This is a genomic window from Hymenobacter sp. ISL-91, from assembly GCF_018613725.1.
Classification (GTDB): domain Bacteria; phylum Bacteroidota; class Bacteroidia; order Cytophagales; family Hymenobacteraceae; genus Hymenobacter.
In genome coordinates this window covers 32,009-45,429 of sequence record NZ_JAGGPS010000024.1, presented here as the reverse complement: position 1 = coordinate 45,429, position 13,421 = coordinate 32,009, and the positions used below count along the sequence as shown (strand labels likewise).

General features: G+C 57.7%; 9 protein-coding genes. 5 read left to right on the top strand and 4 right to left on the bottom strand.

Going from position 1 to position 13,421, the window contains the following annotated elements:
- Positions 1 to 217: transposase (locus tag J7E24_RS10320; protein WP_215137786.1), on the top strand; the 217-nt coding region annotated here is incomplete at its 5' end.
- Between the two features lie 70 nt (positions 218 to 287).
- Here the strand turns inward: J7E24_RS10320 and J7E24_RS10315 are convergent.
- From J7E24_RS10315 to J7E24_RS10305, 3 genes are all read right to left on the bottom strand, one after another.
- Complete coding sequence (locus J7E24_RS10315) at positions 288 to 857, bottom strand: anthranilate synthase component II (RefSeq protein WP_215137784.1); 570 nt, start codon at positions 855 to 857, stop codon at positions 288 to 290.
- 102 nt (positions 858 to 959) lie between these two features.
- The gene (locus J7E24_RS10310) at positions 960 to 2,375 is read right to left on the bottom strand and encodes an anthranilate synthase component I family protein (RefSeq protein WP_215137782.1); all 1,416 of its coding nucleotides are present in this window, start codon (positions 2,373 to 2,375) and stop codon (positions 960 to 962) included.
- Between the two features lie 408 nt (positions 2,376 to 2,783).
- Positions 2,784 to 4,214 carry an alpha/beta hydrolase-fold protein gene (locus J7E24_RS10305; protein WP_215137780.1) on the bottom strand — a complete coding sequence of 477 codons (1,431 nt, stop codon included), beginning with the start codon at positions 4,212 to 4,214 and terminating at the stop codon, positions 2,784 to 2,786.
- Between the two features lie 949 nt (positions 4,215 to 5,163).
- Here J7E24_RS10305 and J7E24_RS10300 point away from each other — a divergent pair.
- From J7E24_RS10300 to J7E24_RS10290, 3 genes are all read left to right on the top strand, one after another.
- Positions 5,164 to 8,193: a SusC/RagA family TonB-linked outer membrane protein gene (locus J7E24_RS10300; protein WP_215137778.1), complete on the top strand. Its 3,030-nt coding sequence runs from the start codon at positions 5,164 to 5,166 to the stop codon at positions 8,191 to 8,193.
- A gap of 12 nt (positions 8,194 to 8,205) precedes the next feature.
- Complete coding sequence (locus J7E24_RS10295; protein WP_215137777.1) at positions 8,206 to 9,852, top strand: RagB/SusD family nutrient uptake outer membrane protein; 1,647 nt, start codon at positions 8,206 to 8,208, stop codon at positions 9,850 to 9,852.
- 75 nt (positions 9,853 to 9,927) lie between these two features.
- Complete coding sequence (locus J7E24_RS10290) at positions 9,928 to 10,707, top strand: SusE domain-containing protein (RefSeq protein WP_215137775.1); 780 nt, start codon at positions 9,928 to 9,930, stop codon at positions 10,705 to 10,707.
- Between the two features lie 196 nt (positions 10,708 to 10,903).
- Here J7E24_RS10290 and J7E24_RS10285 read toward each other — a convergent pair whose 3' ends face one another.
- Positions 10,904 to 11,995, bottom strand: coding sequence for a T9SS type A sorting domain-containing protein (locus tag J7E24_RS10285; RefSeq protein ID WP_215137773.1), 1,092 nt, complete (start codon positions 11,993 to 11,995; stop codon positions 10,904 to 10,906).
- 356 nt (positions 11,996 to 12,351) lie between these two features.
- On the opposite strand from J7E24_RS10285, the gene J7E24_RS10280 reads away from it, so the two are divergent.
- Positions 12,352 to 13,203: an N-acetylglucosamine kinase gene (locus J7E24_RS10280; protein ID WP_215137772.1), complete on the top strand. Its 852-nt coding sequence runs from the start codon at positions 12,352 to 12,354 to the stop codon at positions 13,201 to 13,203.
- Positions 13,204 to 13,421: the final 218 nt, after the last annotated feature.

The window sequence follows — 13,421 nt, the reverse complement described above, 5'->3', positions numbered from 1 at the left end:
GGTCCAGGCCTGCCACAAACAGTGGGCAGCGGCAGGCCTGAGCCTGTTGTTTTTGCCCCCTTACAGTCCCGAACTCAACCACATCGAATTGCTCTGGCACCGCTGCAAGCATTACTGGATAAGGCCACAAGACTATGCCACCGACCAAACACTGCTCCAACGACTCGAAGACGTCTTAACCAACGTCGGCAAACAATACACGATTACTTTTGCATGACTACTTAGCATTGCGGTAGAGATACTTAGGCTTCGCTCAGTATGACGTTCTTTTAAGCTGTTTCAGCACCTCACTTCAACCAGTTGGCTAGCATCTGGTGGCCGTGTTCGGTGAGGATGGATTCGGGGTGGAACTGCACGCCGCGCACGTCGTACTCGCGGTGGCGGAAGGCCATTATCTGGCCGTTCTCGTCCAGGGCCGTCACTTCCAGCTCGGCCGGTAGGGTTTCGGGCCGCACGCTCCAGGAGTGGTAGCGGCCTACCTTAAAGGTTTCGGGCAACTCATCGAACAGGCGGTCGGGCGTGCCAGTCAGGCGGGCTTCGGTAGCCAAGCCATGCAGCACCTGAGGCAGGTTGTACAGCTCGCCGCCGAAGCTCTCAGCTAGGCCCTGGTGGCCCAGGCACACGCCCAAGATGCGCTTGGTGGGCGCATACCGGCGGATAACGGTCGGCATTAGGCCCGCATCGGCGGGCAGGCCCGGCCCCGGCGAGAGTAGCACGGCATCGTACGCCTCCACTTCGTCGAGCGTCAGCTGATCGTTGCGGCACACAGTTACGTTGTCGCGGTGGCCCAACTCGCGCAGCACCTGCACGAGGTTATAAGTAAAGGAGTCGTAGTTGTCGAGAACGAGGATATTCATTGGATATCAGTTGTCAGTTGGTGGTTGTCAGTTGTCAGATTATTGGCGGTCAGCAGGCAACATGAAAGCCTGACAACTGACAACCAGCAACCGACAACTCGTCTATACCTGCTCGGCCTCGGCCAGGGCCTTGCGCAGGGCGGCCAGCTTGTGGTGTACCTCCTGGAGTTCAGAATTAGTGTCGGAGGCGGCCACCACGCCGGCGCCGGCCTGGAAGTACAGCTTGCCGCCGGTGCTCAGAAACGAGCGGATCATAATGGCGTGGTTGAAGTCGCCGTTGAAGCCCAGGTGGCCGATGGCCCCGCCGTAGTAGCCGCGAGCGGTGGGTTCGAGCTGGTCGATCAGCTGCATGGCGCGGTGCTTGGGTGCGCCCGAAAGCGTACCGGCCGGAAACGTGTCGGCCACTACCTGCAGCGAGTTGGTGCCCTCGGAAAGCCGGGCGCGCACCTCGCTCACTAAATGAATAACGTGCGAGTAGAACTGGATTTCGCGAAAGGTTTTCACTTCCACCGCGTCGCCGTGACGGGCCAGGTCGTTGCGGGCCAGGTCCACTAGCATTACGTGCTCGGCATTTTCCTTGGGGTCGTCGGCCAGCTGCTGGGCCAGGGCAGCATCCTGGGCGTCGTTGCCGGTGCGCCGGAAGGTACCGGCAATCGGGAACAGGCTGGCCTCGCGGCCCTGAATGCGCACCTGCGCTTCGGGCGAAGAGCCAAAAATCTTGAACGCCCCGTAGTCGAAGTAAAACAGGTAGGGCGAGGGGTTGATGGAGCGCAGTGCCCGGTACACGTTGAACTCGTCGCCTGAAAAACCCTGCTCGAAGCGCCGCGACAGCACAATCTGGAACACGTCGCCCAGCTTGCAGTGCTGCTGGCCCTGCTCCAGCACCGCCAGGAACTGCTCGTCGGTTTGGTTGCTCTGCTCCTGTCCTTCGGTTTTAAACTTGAAATCGGGTAGCGAAGGGTTACGAATCAGGTTGATGAGTCGCGTGAGGCCATCCTCGTCTACCTCCTCGCCCGCCAGCGTGTGCTCGAATACGTACAGCTCGTTGCGGAAATGGTTGATGGCAACAACATGGCGGTACGTGCCATACAGCATGTCCGGCATCGGGCCGGCGGGCTGCTTTTCGGAGTCGAGCGTGAGGTCTTCGAAGGCCTGTACCGACTCGTAGCCCAAGTAGCCAAACAGCCCGCCCGTAATAAAATCGTGCCCCGTGTCCTCAGTCTGGAAAGCGGTGGCAAACGCCTGGAGTCGCCCCAGCGCCTCGCGCGGCGCGGCCAGCGTTTCGGTTTCCACCACGTCGCCGGGCAGGCGCAGCGTCAGCTCGTGGCCCCGCAACTCGAAGCGGGCCAACGGGTCGAAGGCGAGGTAGCTGAAGGCATTCTGCTGGCCGTGGTAGTCGGAGCTTTCGAGCAGCAGGCAGTTGTCGTACCGGTCGCGCAGCCGCAGGTAAAGGCCGACTGGAGTTACAGTATCGGCCAGAACGCGGCGGAAACGGGTAGTGAGGGAGTAGGATTGCATGCGCGGGCTGGTTGTGGTGAGCTGAAAGAAAGCCGGCGCCGGGCACAAAAAAACCCGGCGGGCGGCCGGGTTACATCTGGAGCAGTTGCGAAGAACAGGATTCGATTCTAACGCACGCACAGGTTGTCCCGTCCGGAATTTCCGTAGGGCCACCACCAGGCTTGCATCATCATCGAAGTACTCATTGCCAAAACAGGATTTGGGGCGTTGAACGTTGCAAAGCTACCAACGGTTGGCGGCGGCGCAAGAAAAAGCCCGAATTTTTTCAGTGAGCAGGAGGACAGTCATTCAGAGCGCAGCGAAGAATCTCGCGTACCAAAGCAACCCTGCCGTCAGGTGTTACCATTACACGCGAGATTCTTCGCTGCGCTCTGAATGACGTTTCTTCTCTACCGATTACAGAAACTGCTACTCCTTCACCAGCGCCTGCCGGCCCTGCAGTGCGCCGGCCGTCACGCGCAATTGGTATACTCCCGCCGGCAGGCTACTTACATCAAGCACGGCCCCCGACTTCAGCTTTTCGCGCCGTACAGTGCGGCCGCGGGCGTCTATAATTTCCAGCCGGGCGCTGCCCCGCACCTCGGCGGGCAGCAGCAGTGTGAACCGGTTGCGGGTGGGGTTAGGGTAGGCGCTAAAGGCCATGCCGGCTATTGGCCGGCCGGTAGCCGTTACCACGGCCGGCTGGCTCAGCCACTGGTAGGCCACAGCAAACTCCCGCTTCCAGAACCACTCGGCATGCTGGCCGTCGGCGGGCAACTGCAGACTCAGGTTGGCGGCGGGCACGCCGGCTTTAGCCAGCGAATCGTGCACGGCCCGCATTAGCGGCGCCATGGTGGCGCTTTCGGTGGCCCCGGCCACGAAGTAGAACCGCGTATCGGGCCGCGGCGGATGCTGGCTGATGTAGGTGAACAATGGCTGCTGGGCAAACCAGAAAGCCGGCGAAAAAACGCCTACCCGACCATACACCAGGGGGTATTTCAGGGCGGCGTACGTCGAAATCAGCCCACCCATGCTGCTGCCCGCCACGCCTGTAAACTCCCGGCCCGTAAGCGTGCGGTAGTTGGCATCAACGTAGGGCTTAAGCGTCTGCACCATAAAATCCACGTACTGGTCGCCCTGGCCACCACCGTATTGTGGGTTGCGCCAGGGCGACAACTCATTCAGCCGCTCAGCCCCGCCATTATCCACGGCCACCACAATACTGCCCGTAGCATCGAGGCCCTGGGCCTGTAGCTGGCTCAGGGTTTCATCTATCCCCCACTCGCCCGAAAAGCTGGTGCAGGCATCAAATACGTTCTGGCCATCGTGCACATACAACACCGGGTAGCGCTTGGCCGGTGCCGAGGCGTAATCGTTGGGCAGATACACCCAGATGCGGCGAGTACGTCCCAGCTGCGGCATGGCGAAGGCCTCGCTGATAACCCGCACGTTGGGCTGCAGGGCCGTACTCTGGCAAGGCGGTGGAACTGTGCCGTTCAGGTCTTTCCAGCCGCCCACGGCCAGGTTTAGGGTAGCCGGCGCGCCGCTTAGCGTGTGGCGCCGGTTGGCCACGTCCTGGCCCGCCGCATCGGTTTCGACGGTGGCCCACGAGCCACGGGTGAATTTGAACTCTACCGGCCCGGTGAGGGAGGCCGGCAGAATAAGCTCGTAGGAGCCATCGGGCTGCCGGACCAGGATGTGGGCAGGGCTGGCGGGCGTCCAGCCATTCAACGTGCCGGCCAGAAACAGACTCGCGTCGGTGGGCGTGGCGGCCGGTACGGCTGTGATGCGCACAGTGGTTTGGGCACGGGCACAGAAAACCGGCAGCAGCATGGCTATAGAAAGTAGCAGACGTAGCACAGGCAGAGCAGTTGGGTGGTAGTTAAATGAACAGGCCGCAAGCTACACCCGAATCGGTGGGTAGCAAAAGAGGCAAACGGCCCGGCATCGAACTGGCTGAATTCGGGTTTTTAGAGCCTTTTGGCGTCCTGCATTTTTCCGGGAAAGTTCATCTCTCAGGTTCGGCTGGAAGCGCGCATTATGGGTGAGTAAGCTCTCACCTTCACCGGCTGGCTATACCCGCTTTATCTGTTTACGCGGGTCCGGAATGCCCCAATATGCTTCATCCGCAAAATCCTAGGTTATGTCCAAATGAAGCAGGTTAACTACCCTCTTTCTCAAAGCATCTAACTACCACTACATTGACTTAAACTTTTCCTGCGTTTGCCATATACCTTCCGAACTTGGTACCGATTGGCCTGCCATAGGTATTTCAACGCCATTCCATGTATCAATACAGCATTAATATGCTTATCAAATTGCGTGTAATAATGCACTGGTTTGCTCTTCTTGATAAAATACTCAGCCTATTTGCTAAGCAGGAGCTGTTACTTAATGAACAAAGGCAATACAGCACCTGACTTTACCCTTCCTTATACCCGATAGGCTCCTAGCTGTGGCTTTGTGAACAGGTTGATTTAAGGTACGTTCGCACGCCAAACCCATGTTACTGCCCTATATAGGCGGGAGTCTGCCGGGGATGTACAAGGTCTCCCACTTGACATTCAAACAGGCGGATACCGTAAAATACAATTATAACTAAACCATTTTGCGCCTTACAGAGCACAGATTTATGGTCCGGAGGGGTTTATCTTGCGGTGTTTCTGTATCTTCTGGTAGCCGTATGTGCCGCTTGCTGTACACATGAAGCTAGCACGCCGGCTAACGATTTGCAGCCGGGGTTGTCATCCGAAAATTCCCATTCCGTCCGAGAGCGGACAACCTCATCTCAACCTCTAATAATTTTCACATGAAAAACCCTTATCTGGCGAAAGTGGTGCTGCCATTTCTGTGCGTGGGCGCGGGCATCAGCAGTGCCAATGCGCAGGGAATCGGTACGGTCAGCGGCCGGGTGCTTGACGAGAAAGGCGAAGGCCTGCCCGGCGTAACCGTGCTGATTGAAGGTACCTCCTTGGGCGGCTCGACCAACGGCGACGGCACGTTCCTGATCCAAAACGCCCCCACTGGTCCGCAGACGCTCGTTGTTTCGTTTGTAGGTTTCTCTACTCAGCGGCAGTCCATCAACGTAACGGCCGGCCAGAACACGGCCGTGGCGGCCCTCACGCTGTCGGAAAACACTACCCTGCTCAATGAGGCCGTGGTAGTAGGCTACGGTGTGCAGCGCAAGCAGGACCTGACCGGGGCCGTTGCGCAGATATCGGAAAAGGAGTTTGTGAAGGGCCAGGTAACCAACCCTGAGCAGCTGATTCAGGGCAAGATTGCCGGCGTGAGTATCGTAACCAACGGTGGGGCGCCCGGCTCGGCCTCCACGGTGCGTATTCGCGGTAACTCTTCGCTGACGGCCAACAACGATCCGTTGTACGTGATTGACAACGTGCCGGTGGACAAGGACGGCATTTCAGGCGCTTCCAACCCGCTCTCGCTTATCAACCCCAACGATATTGCGTCGGTAACGGTACTTAAGGACGCCTCGGCGCTGGCCATTTATGGCAACCGGGCCGCCAACGGCGTTATTCTGATTACAACCAAAAAGGGACTGGCTGGCGAAAAACTCACCGTCAACCTCTCGTCGCAGACCTCCGTTTCGAACCGGGCACGCAAGTACGATGTACTGGGAGCCGGCGAGTTCACCGACCTGATTCGAGCCAACGGCCGCCCCTCGCAGGTTGCGGCCCTGGGTTCGGCCAGCACCGACTGGCAGAAAGAAATTTTCCGTACCGCCGCTACTTACGACAATAACGTGAGCCTGACCGGCAGCGCAGGCAAGCTGCCGTTCCGCGTGTCGTACGGTAACCTCTATCAGGAGGGCATCGTCATCACCAACCGGCTCAAGCGCAACACCGGCTCCATCAGCCTCACTCCGCGGCTGTTCAACGACCACCTGAGCATTGATGTAAATGCTAAAGGCAGCCGGGTTGACAACCGCTTCATCGACAACGGGCAGGTGGGCAACGCCGTGCTTTACGATCCTACCCAGCCGGTACGCTCGGCCGAAGCGCAGTTTGCACCTTTCGGGGGCTACTTCCAGTTCCTGCAGCCTGATGGCATCCCGCGGGGCCTGGCCCCCGGCAACCCCGTGGCCGCACTCAATAACACCAACAATGTCAGCAACGTCGACCGTTTTATTGGCAACGTGCAGCTCGACTATAAAATCCACGGCGTCGAAGGCCTGCGGGCTAACGTGAACCTGGCCACCGACCTGTCGCGCGGCGATGGCTCGACCACTAACTCGGCCCAGGACTTTGGCAACTACAATAGCAAGGCCGTGGGCCAGCCCGGCCTGAGCGGGCGCTACAGCGAGTTCAACCAGAAGAAGGACATGCAATTGGTAGAAACCTACCTAGCGTACGCCCGGCAGGTAGGCGACCTGCGCTTCGACGTGCAGGGTGGCCGCTCGTACCAGAGCTTCGTGAACAAGGGCGACAACTTCCTGCCCTACCGCTCCGACCGCACCACGCTCTTTACCCCCGGCGCTACGCTGGAGCTGCCTAAATACTATGATAAGCTGGTGCTGATTTCGTACTTCGGCCGCGCCAACGTCAACCTGAAGGACCGCTACCTGCTGACGGCTACCTGGCGCAACGACCAGACCTCGCGCTTCGCCCCCGGTGAGCGGAGCGGCAACTTCCCGGCCCTGGGCCTGGGCTGGCGTATCAAGGGCGAGAATTTCCTGGCCGACAACAGCACGATTTCGGAGCTGAAGCTGCGCGCCAGCTGGGGCCGGACCGGCCAGCAGGACGTGGGTGGACGCTACGACTACCTCTCGCGCTACGTGGTAGGCGACGGCTCGACCCAATACCTGATTAATGGGGTACCGGTTACCACGCTGCGGGCCTCGGGCTACAACGCGCTGCGTACCTGGGAAACCACCACTACTTGGAACCTGGGCCTCGACTACGGTTTCCTCGATAACCGCATTTCGGGCTCGATTGACGTGTATGAGCGCAACTCGCGCGATCTGCTGGCAGAGGTAAATATTCCTGTAGGCAGCAACCTCATCAACCGCCTTACCTCCAACGTTGGTTCGCTGCGCAACCGCGGCGTCGAGTTCGTAGTGAGCGGCAGCCCCGTTCGCTCGCAGGACTGGAACTGGGACGTGAACTTCAACGTGGCCTACAACGAGAATAAGATTACGGACCTGGGCCCGCAGCAGGAAGGCTTCGCTGGCTACCAGGTAGCCGGCGTACCGGGCAACACGGGTACTTTCATTGCGTTGCATACAGTGGGCGCCCCCTCCAACTCGTTTAACGTGTTGCAGCAGGTATACGATGGCAACGACCGCCCGATTGAGGGCGTGTACGTAGACCGCAACGGTGATGGCGCCATTTCGACGGCCGACAATTACCTCTACAAGCAGCCGGCTCCGAAGGCCGTGTTCGGCTTCACCTCGAACGTAGCCTACAAACAGGTCAACCTTTCGTTCTTGCTGCGTAGCAACGTGGGCAACTACGTGTACAATGCCACGGCGGCCAACCTGGCCAACTTCACCAACGCCAACACGTCTACCGGCTTTTTGCAGAACCTGCCGGCCGATGTTAGAAACACCGGCTTCACGTCGCAGCAGTTCTTCTCCGACTACTACATCCAGAACGCCTCGTTCCTTCGTTTAGAAAACGTTACGCTGGGCTACAACGTCGGTAAGATATTTAGCGAGAAGGCGAACCTGCGCCTGACAGCGGCTGTTCAGAACGCATTCCTGATTACGAAATACAAAGGCGTGGAACCCGAAATCGGCGGCAACAACGATGAGCGGGGCGTAGATAACAACTTCTACCCGCGCGCCCGCACCTTCACGTTTGGTCTCAACCTCGGCATTTAATTTCCCTACCCGATGAATAAGTTTCTAATCAGAAGCCTGCTGGCTGCCACCGCTGGCCTGACGCTGGTAGCGGGCGGCACCTCCTGCACCAAAGACTTGGATCAGCTGCCCAAGTATGAGCTGACGCCGGATAAAGTGTACGTCGACCTGAACGGCTACAAGCAGGTGCTGGCCAAACTGTATGCAGGTTTTGCCACCACCGGCCAGAAAGGACCCGACGGCAACCGTGATATTGCTGGCATCGACGAAGGCACTTCCGACTACATCCGCCAGTACTGGAGCGCCCAGGAGCTGACGACCGATGAGGCCATCGTCAACTGGAACGACCCGGGCATCCGCGACTGGCACAGCATGAGCTGGACACCGAGCAACGTGCTGGTAACGGGTCTCTACAACCGTATTTACTTTGAAATTGCGCTTTGCAACGAGTTCATCCGCGAATCGTCGGACGAGAAGCTGGGCAAGCGGCTGAGCGGTGATGCCGCTACCCAGGCCCGCAAGTTCCGGGCCGAGGCACGCTTCCTGCGGGCCGTATCGTACATGCACGCCATCGACCTGTTTGGCAACGGCCCCTTCGTTACCGAAGCCGACCCCATTGGCACTTTCCAGCCGCCTTACTACAACCGTCAGCAACTGTTCGACTACGTGGAAAGCGAGTTGACAGCCCTCTCGGCCGATGCTGACTTTGCTGAGCCCCGCACCAACGAGTACGGCCGCGTAGATAAAGCCGCCGCCTGGGCGATGCTCGCGCGCCTCTACCTGAATGCCGAAGTGTACACCGGCACGGCCCGCTACGCTGATGCTGCCACCCAGGCCAAAAAGGTAATTGACGCTGGCTATGCCCTCAATACGGCCGCCGCTGGTAATGTTGCCTCAGCTTACGGGCGCCTCTTTTTAGGCGACAACGACCGTAGCCCGGCTAAAAACGAAATCATCTGGCCGGTAGTGCTCGATGCCAACCGTACCCAGAGCTACGGTGGCACCACTTTCCTGGTGAATGGCTCGACGGGAGCTGCGGCCAACTGGCAGAAGCTGGTAGGCCAGACCACCGGCTGGGCTGGTTTGCGTACCACCAAAGCGCTGTTCAGCACGTTTGCTGATACGGCGGTTGATACCCGGGCCAACTTCTGGGTGAAAAAGGAAGATGGCTCGCTGCGGACGCCGGAAATTGCCGACCCCTACCAGTTTGAAGATGGCCTGGGCGTAATTAAGTACCGCAACGTCAACTCCGACGGTAGCAGCGCCGGCTCGGCGCAGAACTTCTCCAGCGTCGACTTCCCCATGATCCGGCTGGCGGAGGTGATGCTGACGTACGCCGAAGCTGCCGTGCGCGGCGGCGGCGACAAAACGCTGGCCCTGGGCTACGTAAACCAGATCCGGGCCCGGGCCTATAACAGCCCGACTGCCGGCCAGATCGGTGCCAGTCAACTCACGCTCGACTTCCTGCTCGATGAGCGGGCCCGGGAGCTATACTGGGAGGGTTACCGCCGCACCGACCTCATTCGCTTCGGCAAGTTTGTGGGCGGTTCTTATGTATGGCCCTGGAAGGGTGGAGTACAGCAGGGCCGGGGCGTGGAAGAATTCCGCCGCCTATACCCGCTGCCCGCTACCGACTTGGCTGTAAACCAGAACCTCAAGCAGAATCCCGGTTACAAATAAGCATTCCTGACTCCTGCAGTTTCCGTCAAAGAGACTGCAGGAGCCTTTTTGTTTTTCACTTTAACATCTGACCCTATGCGTAGCTTGTTTACCAAGTTGGCAGGCTTGGCCTTCGCGGCCACCGTACTGCTGACATCCTGCGAGAAGGAAGGCGACAAAATAACCCTCAACCAGACTTCTTCGCCCGAATTGAAGGCCTCCACTACGGCTCCGGCGCTGCTCAAAGACGATGCCGCCAAGCCCGCAGTAGTTTACACCTGGACACCCGCCGAGTATGGTTTCGCGGCCGGCCCCGTGTATTCGTTGGAGTTCGACCTGAAAGGCAATAATTTCAAAGCGCCTCGCTCCCTGACGGTAGGCTCGGGCATGACGACTTATTCGCTGACAGTTGCCGAGCTGAACGACATACTCAATAAACTGGGCCAGAAGCCCGGAGTTGAAAGCCAGCTGGAGGTGCGGTTGAAGGCGGCGCTGAACACGACTACCATGATTGCCACTTCGGCCTCTACCGCCCTGAAGGCCACGCCTTATGAAAACCGCGAGTTGCCGGCCGACCGGTGGGCTATTATTGGCGACGCAACAGCCAATGGCTGGGGCAAGGAAACGCCTATGACATACGACTTCGACCGTAAGGTGTGGACTATCACCCTGCCCCTTGCCAAAGCTGAATACAAGTTCCGCGCTAACAATGACTGGGCCCTTAACCTAGGTGCCATGAGCGGGGACGATGCCACTAAAACGGCCGGACCGCTTAAGCAAGGCGGTGATAACATCAAAATTACGGAGGCTGGCACGTACACCGTTACACTCAACTACGAGGTTACGCCTGCTACCTACACGACGGTAAAGCAATAGCAACGCTTGTTACTACTAAAAAGAGAAGGGCCCGGCAGTTGCCGGGCCCTTCTCTTTTTAGTAGTAACAAGCGTTGCTAAGTTGCTTCGCTGACTTATGATAATAACTTTGACCAGCCGACGCAGCAAAAACGACAGCAAAAGAGCCCGGCAGTTGCCGGGCTCTTCAAAAAATTCAGGCTAACTATAGGTTTGGGTTACTGAACGATCAGCTTCTGGCTGGTGCTCTGGCCACCTACCTGCAGCTTCACGAAGTACGCGCCCGAAGCAAGGTCGTTGAGGGTTTGCTCCTGCAGACCACCCTGGCGGCCGGAAGCGAGCGAACGTACGCGCTGGCCCAGAGCGTTGAACACCTCAACGCTTACTTCCTGCTGGCCGGGTACCGTGTACGATACCTTAGCAGCACCAGCGGCGGGGTTAGGAAATACGCTGAACTTTAAGGCGCTGGCAACAGCCGACTGCGAAGAAGTTACAACGGCCGCGTAGCTGATAAACTGGACGCCAGGCAAAGTGGTAAAATTTGGATCAGTGGCAAAGTTACCCTCCTTATTCGTACCGATTGGCAGCGTCTGCGGAGCGGTGTTACCCGTAACTTCTGGAATTACATCCGAGGAGAAGAAGCCACCGTCGCCACCATTTTGGGCAGCAAACAGCTGAATGATTGCGCCGTTGGTAATACCTAGGTCAGCCTTATCGAGCTCAATTTCCCAGCCCTCAATGCCAGTGTGGGCCGTGAGGGTGTTTTTGTTTAGGAAGGCCATGCGGGTTTTGTCCAAACCACCGGTAACTCCTGCCGTAACAGTCTTCACGGTGCCATCAATGGGCAAGTCGCCCGTCAACTGATCTTTGGCCTTACCCGCTGTTACGCTGGTGTAGTCGATAATGCTGGTGGCCGAGTTAGCAGGCCCACCTTTTGCGCCGAAACCATAGTCCACTTCCATCTCCATAGTAGGAGCCGCTTTCTCGAAGGAAGTACCAGTGATGCTGCTCGTAGGTAGCTTGGCAGTGATGGGCGCTCCAGTTTTGTTGGGCAGGTTCATATAAACCTGAAACGAGTTTCCGTTGGCTTCCAAGGCCCCTACCAGTGCTATGTACACTTTGGTCGCAGTGGTTTTGGCGTAGAGTGAAGCCAAGCCGTGGTCGCCGAAGCCACGCACAGTGCTTTTGTATTCACCGATTTTAAGGTAGCCTTCTGCCGGCTGCACTTTACCATCGAGGGTTTGAGCCTGAGCCGAAAAAGCACCAGCCGTGAGCAACCCGAGGGCCGCGAGAGTAAAAACTTTTTTCATAATAAAAGAAGAAAAAAAATGTGGGTGAAAAACCGCAAAACTCAGCATTCGGCCGATAGCCAAACATTTTGTTTCGCTTTATAAAAATAGTGCTTTACCTCGTAAAACCGATATTTAAATCAAAAATTATAATCACATATTACACCCTCACAGTCAAGCACTTACAACACAAGCACAATCATATAGCTTGATCAATATCAGCAATTGTACTTTGAGTTGGTTGAAAAGGCAGGTAATTCATTCGCTGGCCATTTTTTTCTACCGAAAAGTTTTCCGTGTTTCGTTCTTCGCTCCTGTTCCGGCAGCTTTACAAACCGGCCGACACAGGACTTTTCCGTCATTTTTCACCCCCTGATATGATTCTTATTGCCGATGGTGGCTCGACCAAAAGCAGCTGGTGCCAGCTCGATGAGGCCGGTAACCGCGTGTATTTCAACACCGAGGGCTACAATCCCGATTTCGTGAAAACGGCCGCCGTGGCCGACTCGCTCGACCACAACCTGCCCGACAATCTGCCCCGGGCCAACGTGACGCAGGTGCATTACTACGGCGCGGGCGTATCGTCGGCGGCGAAGGCCGAGGTGCTGGCCGCGGCCATGCGCCAGACGTTTCCGAACGCTACCGTTACCGTCGACCACGATTTGCTGGCTGCCGCCCGGGCTCTACTGGGCCGCAAGCCGGGTTTCGGCGCTATTCTGGGCACCGGAACCAACTCGTGCCTTTACGACGGACAGAGGATTATTCATAACGTCGACTCGTTGGGCTACTTTCTGGGCGACGAGGGCTCGGGCTCGTTCATTGGCAAGCGGCTGCTACGCGACTATCTGCGCGGGCTGCTACCCGAAGGCCTGCAGGAAATTTTCCAGGAGGAGTTCAAGCTTACCCGCGACGATATTCTAGACCGGCTGTACAACCAACCGCTGCCCAACCGCTTTTTGGCCAGCTTTGCCAAGTTCACCTACGACCACAACAACATCAGCTACTGCCGCGAAATCGTGCTGCAGGGCTTCGAAACGTTCTTCGAAAACATCGTTCGCCACTACCCTAACTACCAGGATTACACCTTCAACTGTATCGGCTCGGTAGGCTATAACTTCCGCGACGCGCTGGCCCAGGTAGCTAAGGACCACGGTATGGAAGTAGGCAAAATCATCCGCTCCCCTATCGACGACCTGGTTGCCTTCCATGAGGCCGAACTTGGCGCATAAGCTGCTTTAAAAACCGTCGGACCGGTGCTGTCGAAACGGTGTAGGGGCGGGGCTTGTCCCCGCCCGCCGTTGAACGATTATCGTTGAACAGAATCGTTGAAGCGGCGCGAACGGTGGGCGGGGACAAGCCCCGCCCCTACATCGACCTATAAAAGAGCAGGCCCCGTACTCAGTTGAGTACGGGGCCTGCTCTTTTATAGAAAACAATCAGCTTAAAC

Coding starts and splice junctions, on each gene's coding strand:
- J7E24_RS10280 (WP_215137772.1), top strand. CDS start 12,352: ATGATTCTTATTGCCGATGGTGGCTCGACCAAAAGCAGCTGGTGCCAG.
- J7E24_RS10290 (WP_215137775.1), top strand. CDS start 9,928: ATGCGTAGCTTGTTTACCAAGTTGGCAGGCTTGGCCTTCGCGGCCACC.
- J7E24_RS10310 (WP_215137782.1), bottom strand. CDS start 2,375: ATGCAATCCTACTCCCTCACTACCCGTTTCCGCCGCGTTCTGGCCGAT.
- J7E24_RS10300 (WP_215137778.1), top strand. CDS start 5,164: ATGAAAAACCCTTATCTGGCGAAAGTGGTGCTGCCATTTCTGTGCGTG.
- J7E24_RS10285 (WP_215137773.1), bottom strand. CDS start 11,995: ATGAAAAAAGTTTTTACTCTCGCGGCCCTCGGGTTGCTCACGGCTGGT.
- J7E24_RS10295 (WP_215137777.1), top strand. CDS start 8,206: ATGAATAAGTTTCTAATCAGAAGCCTGCTGGCTGCCACCGCTGGCCTG.
- J7E24_RS10315 (WP_215137784.1), bottom strand. CDS start 857: ATGAATATCCTCGTTCTCGACAACTACGACTCCTTTACTTATAACCTC.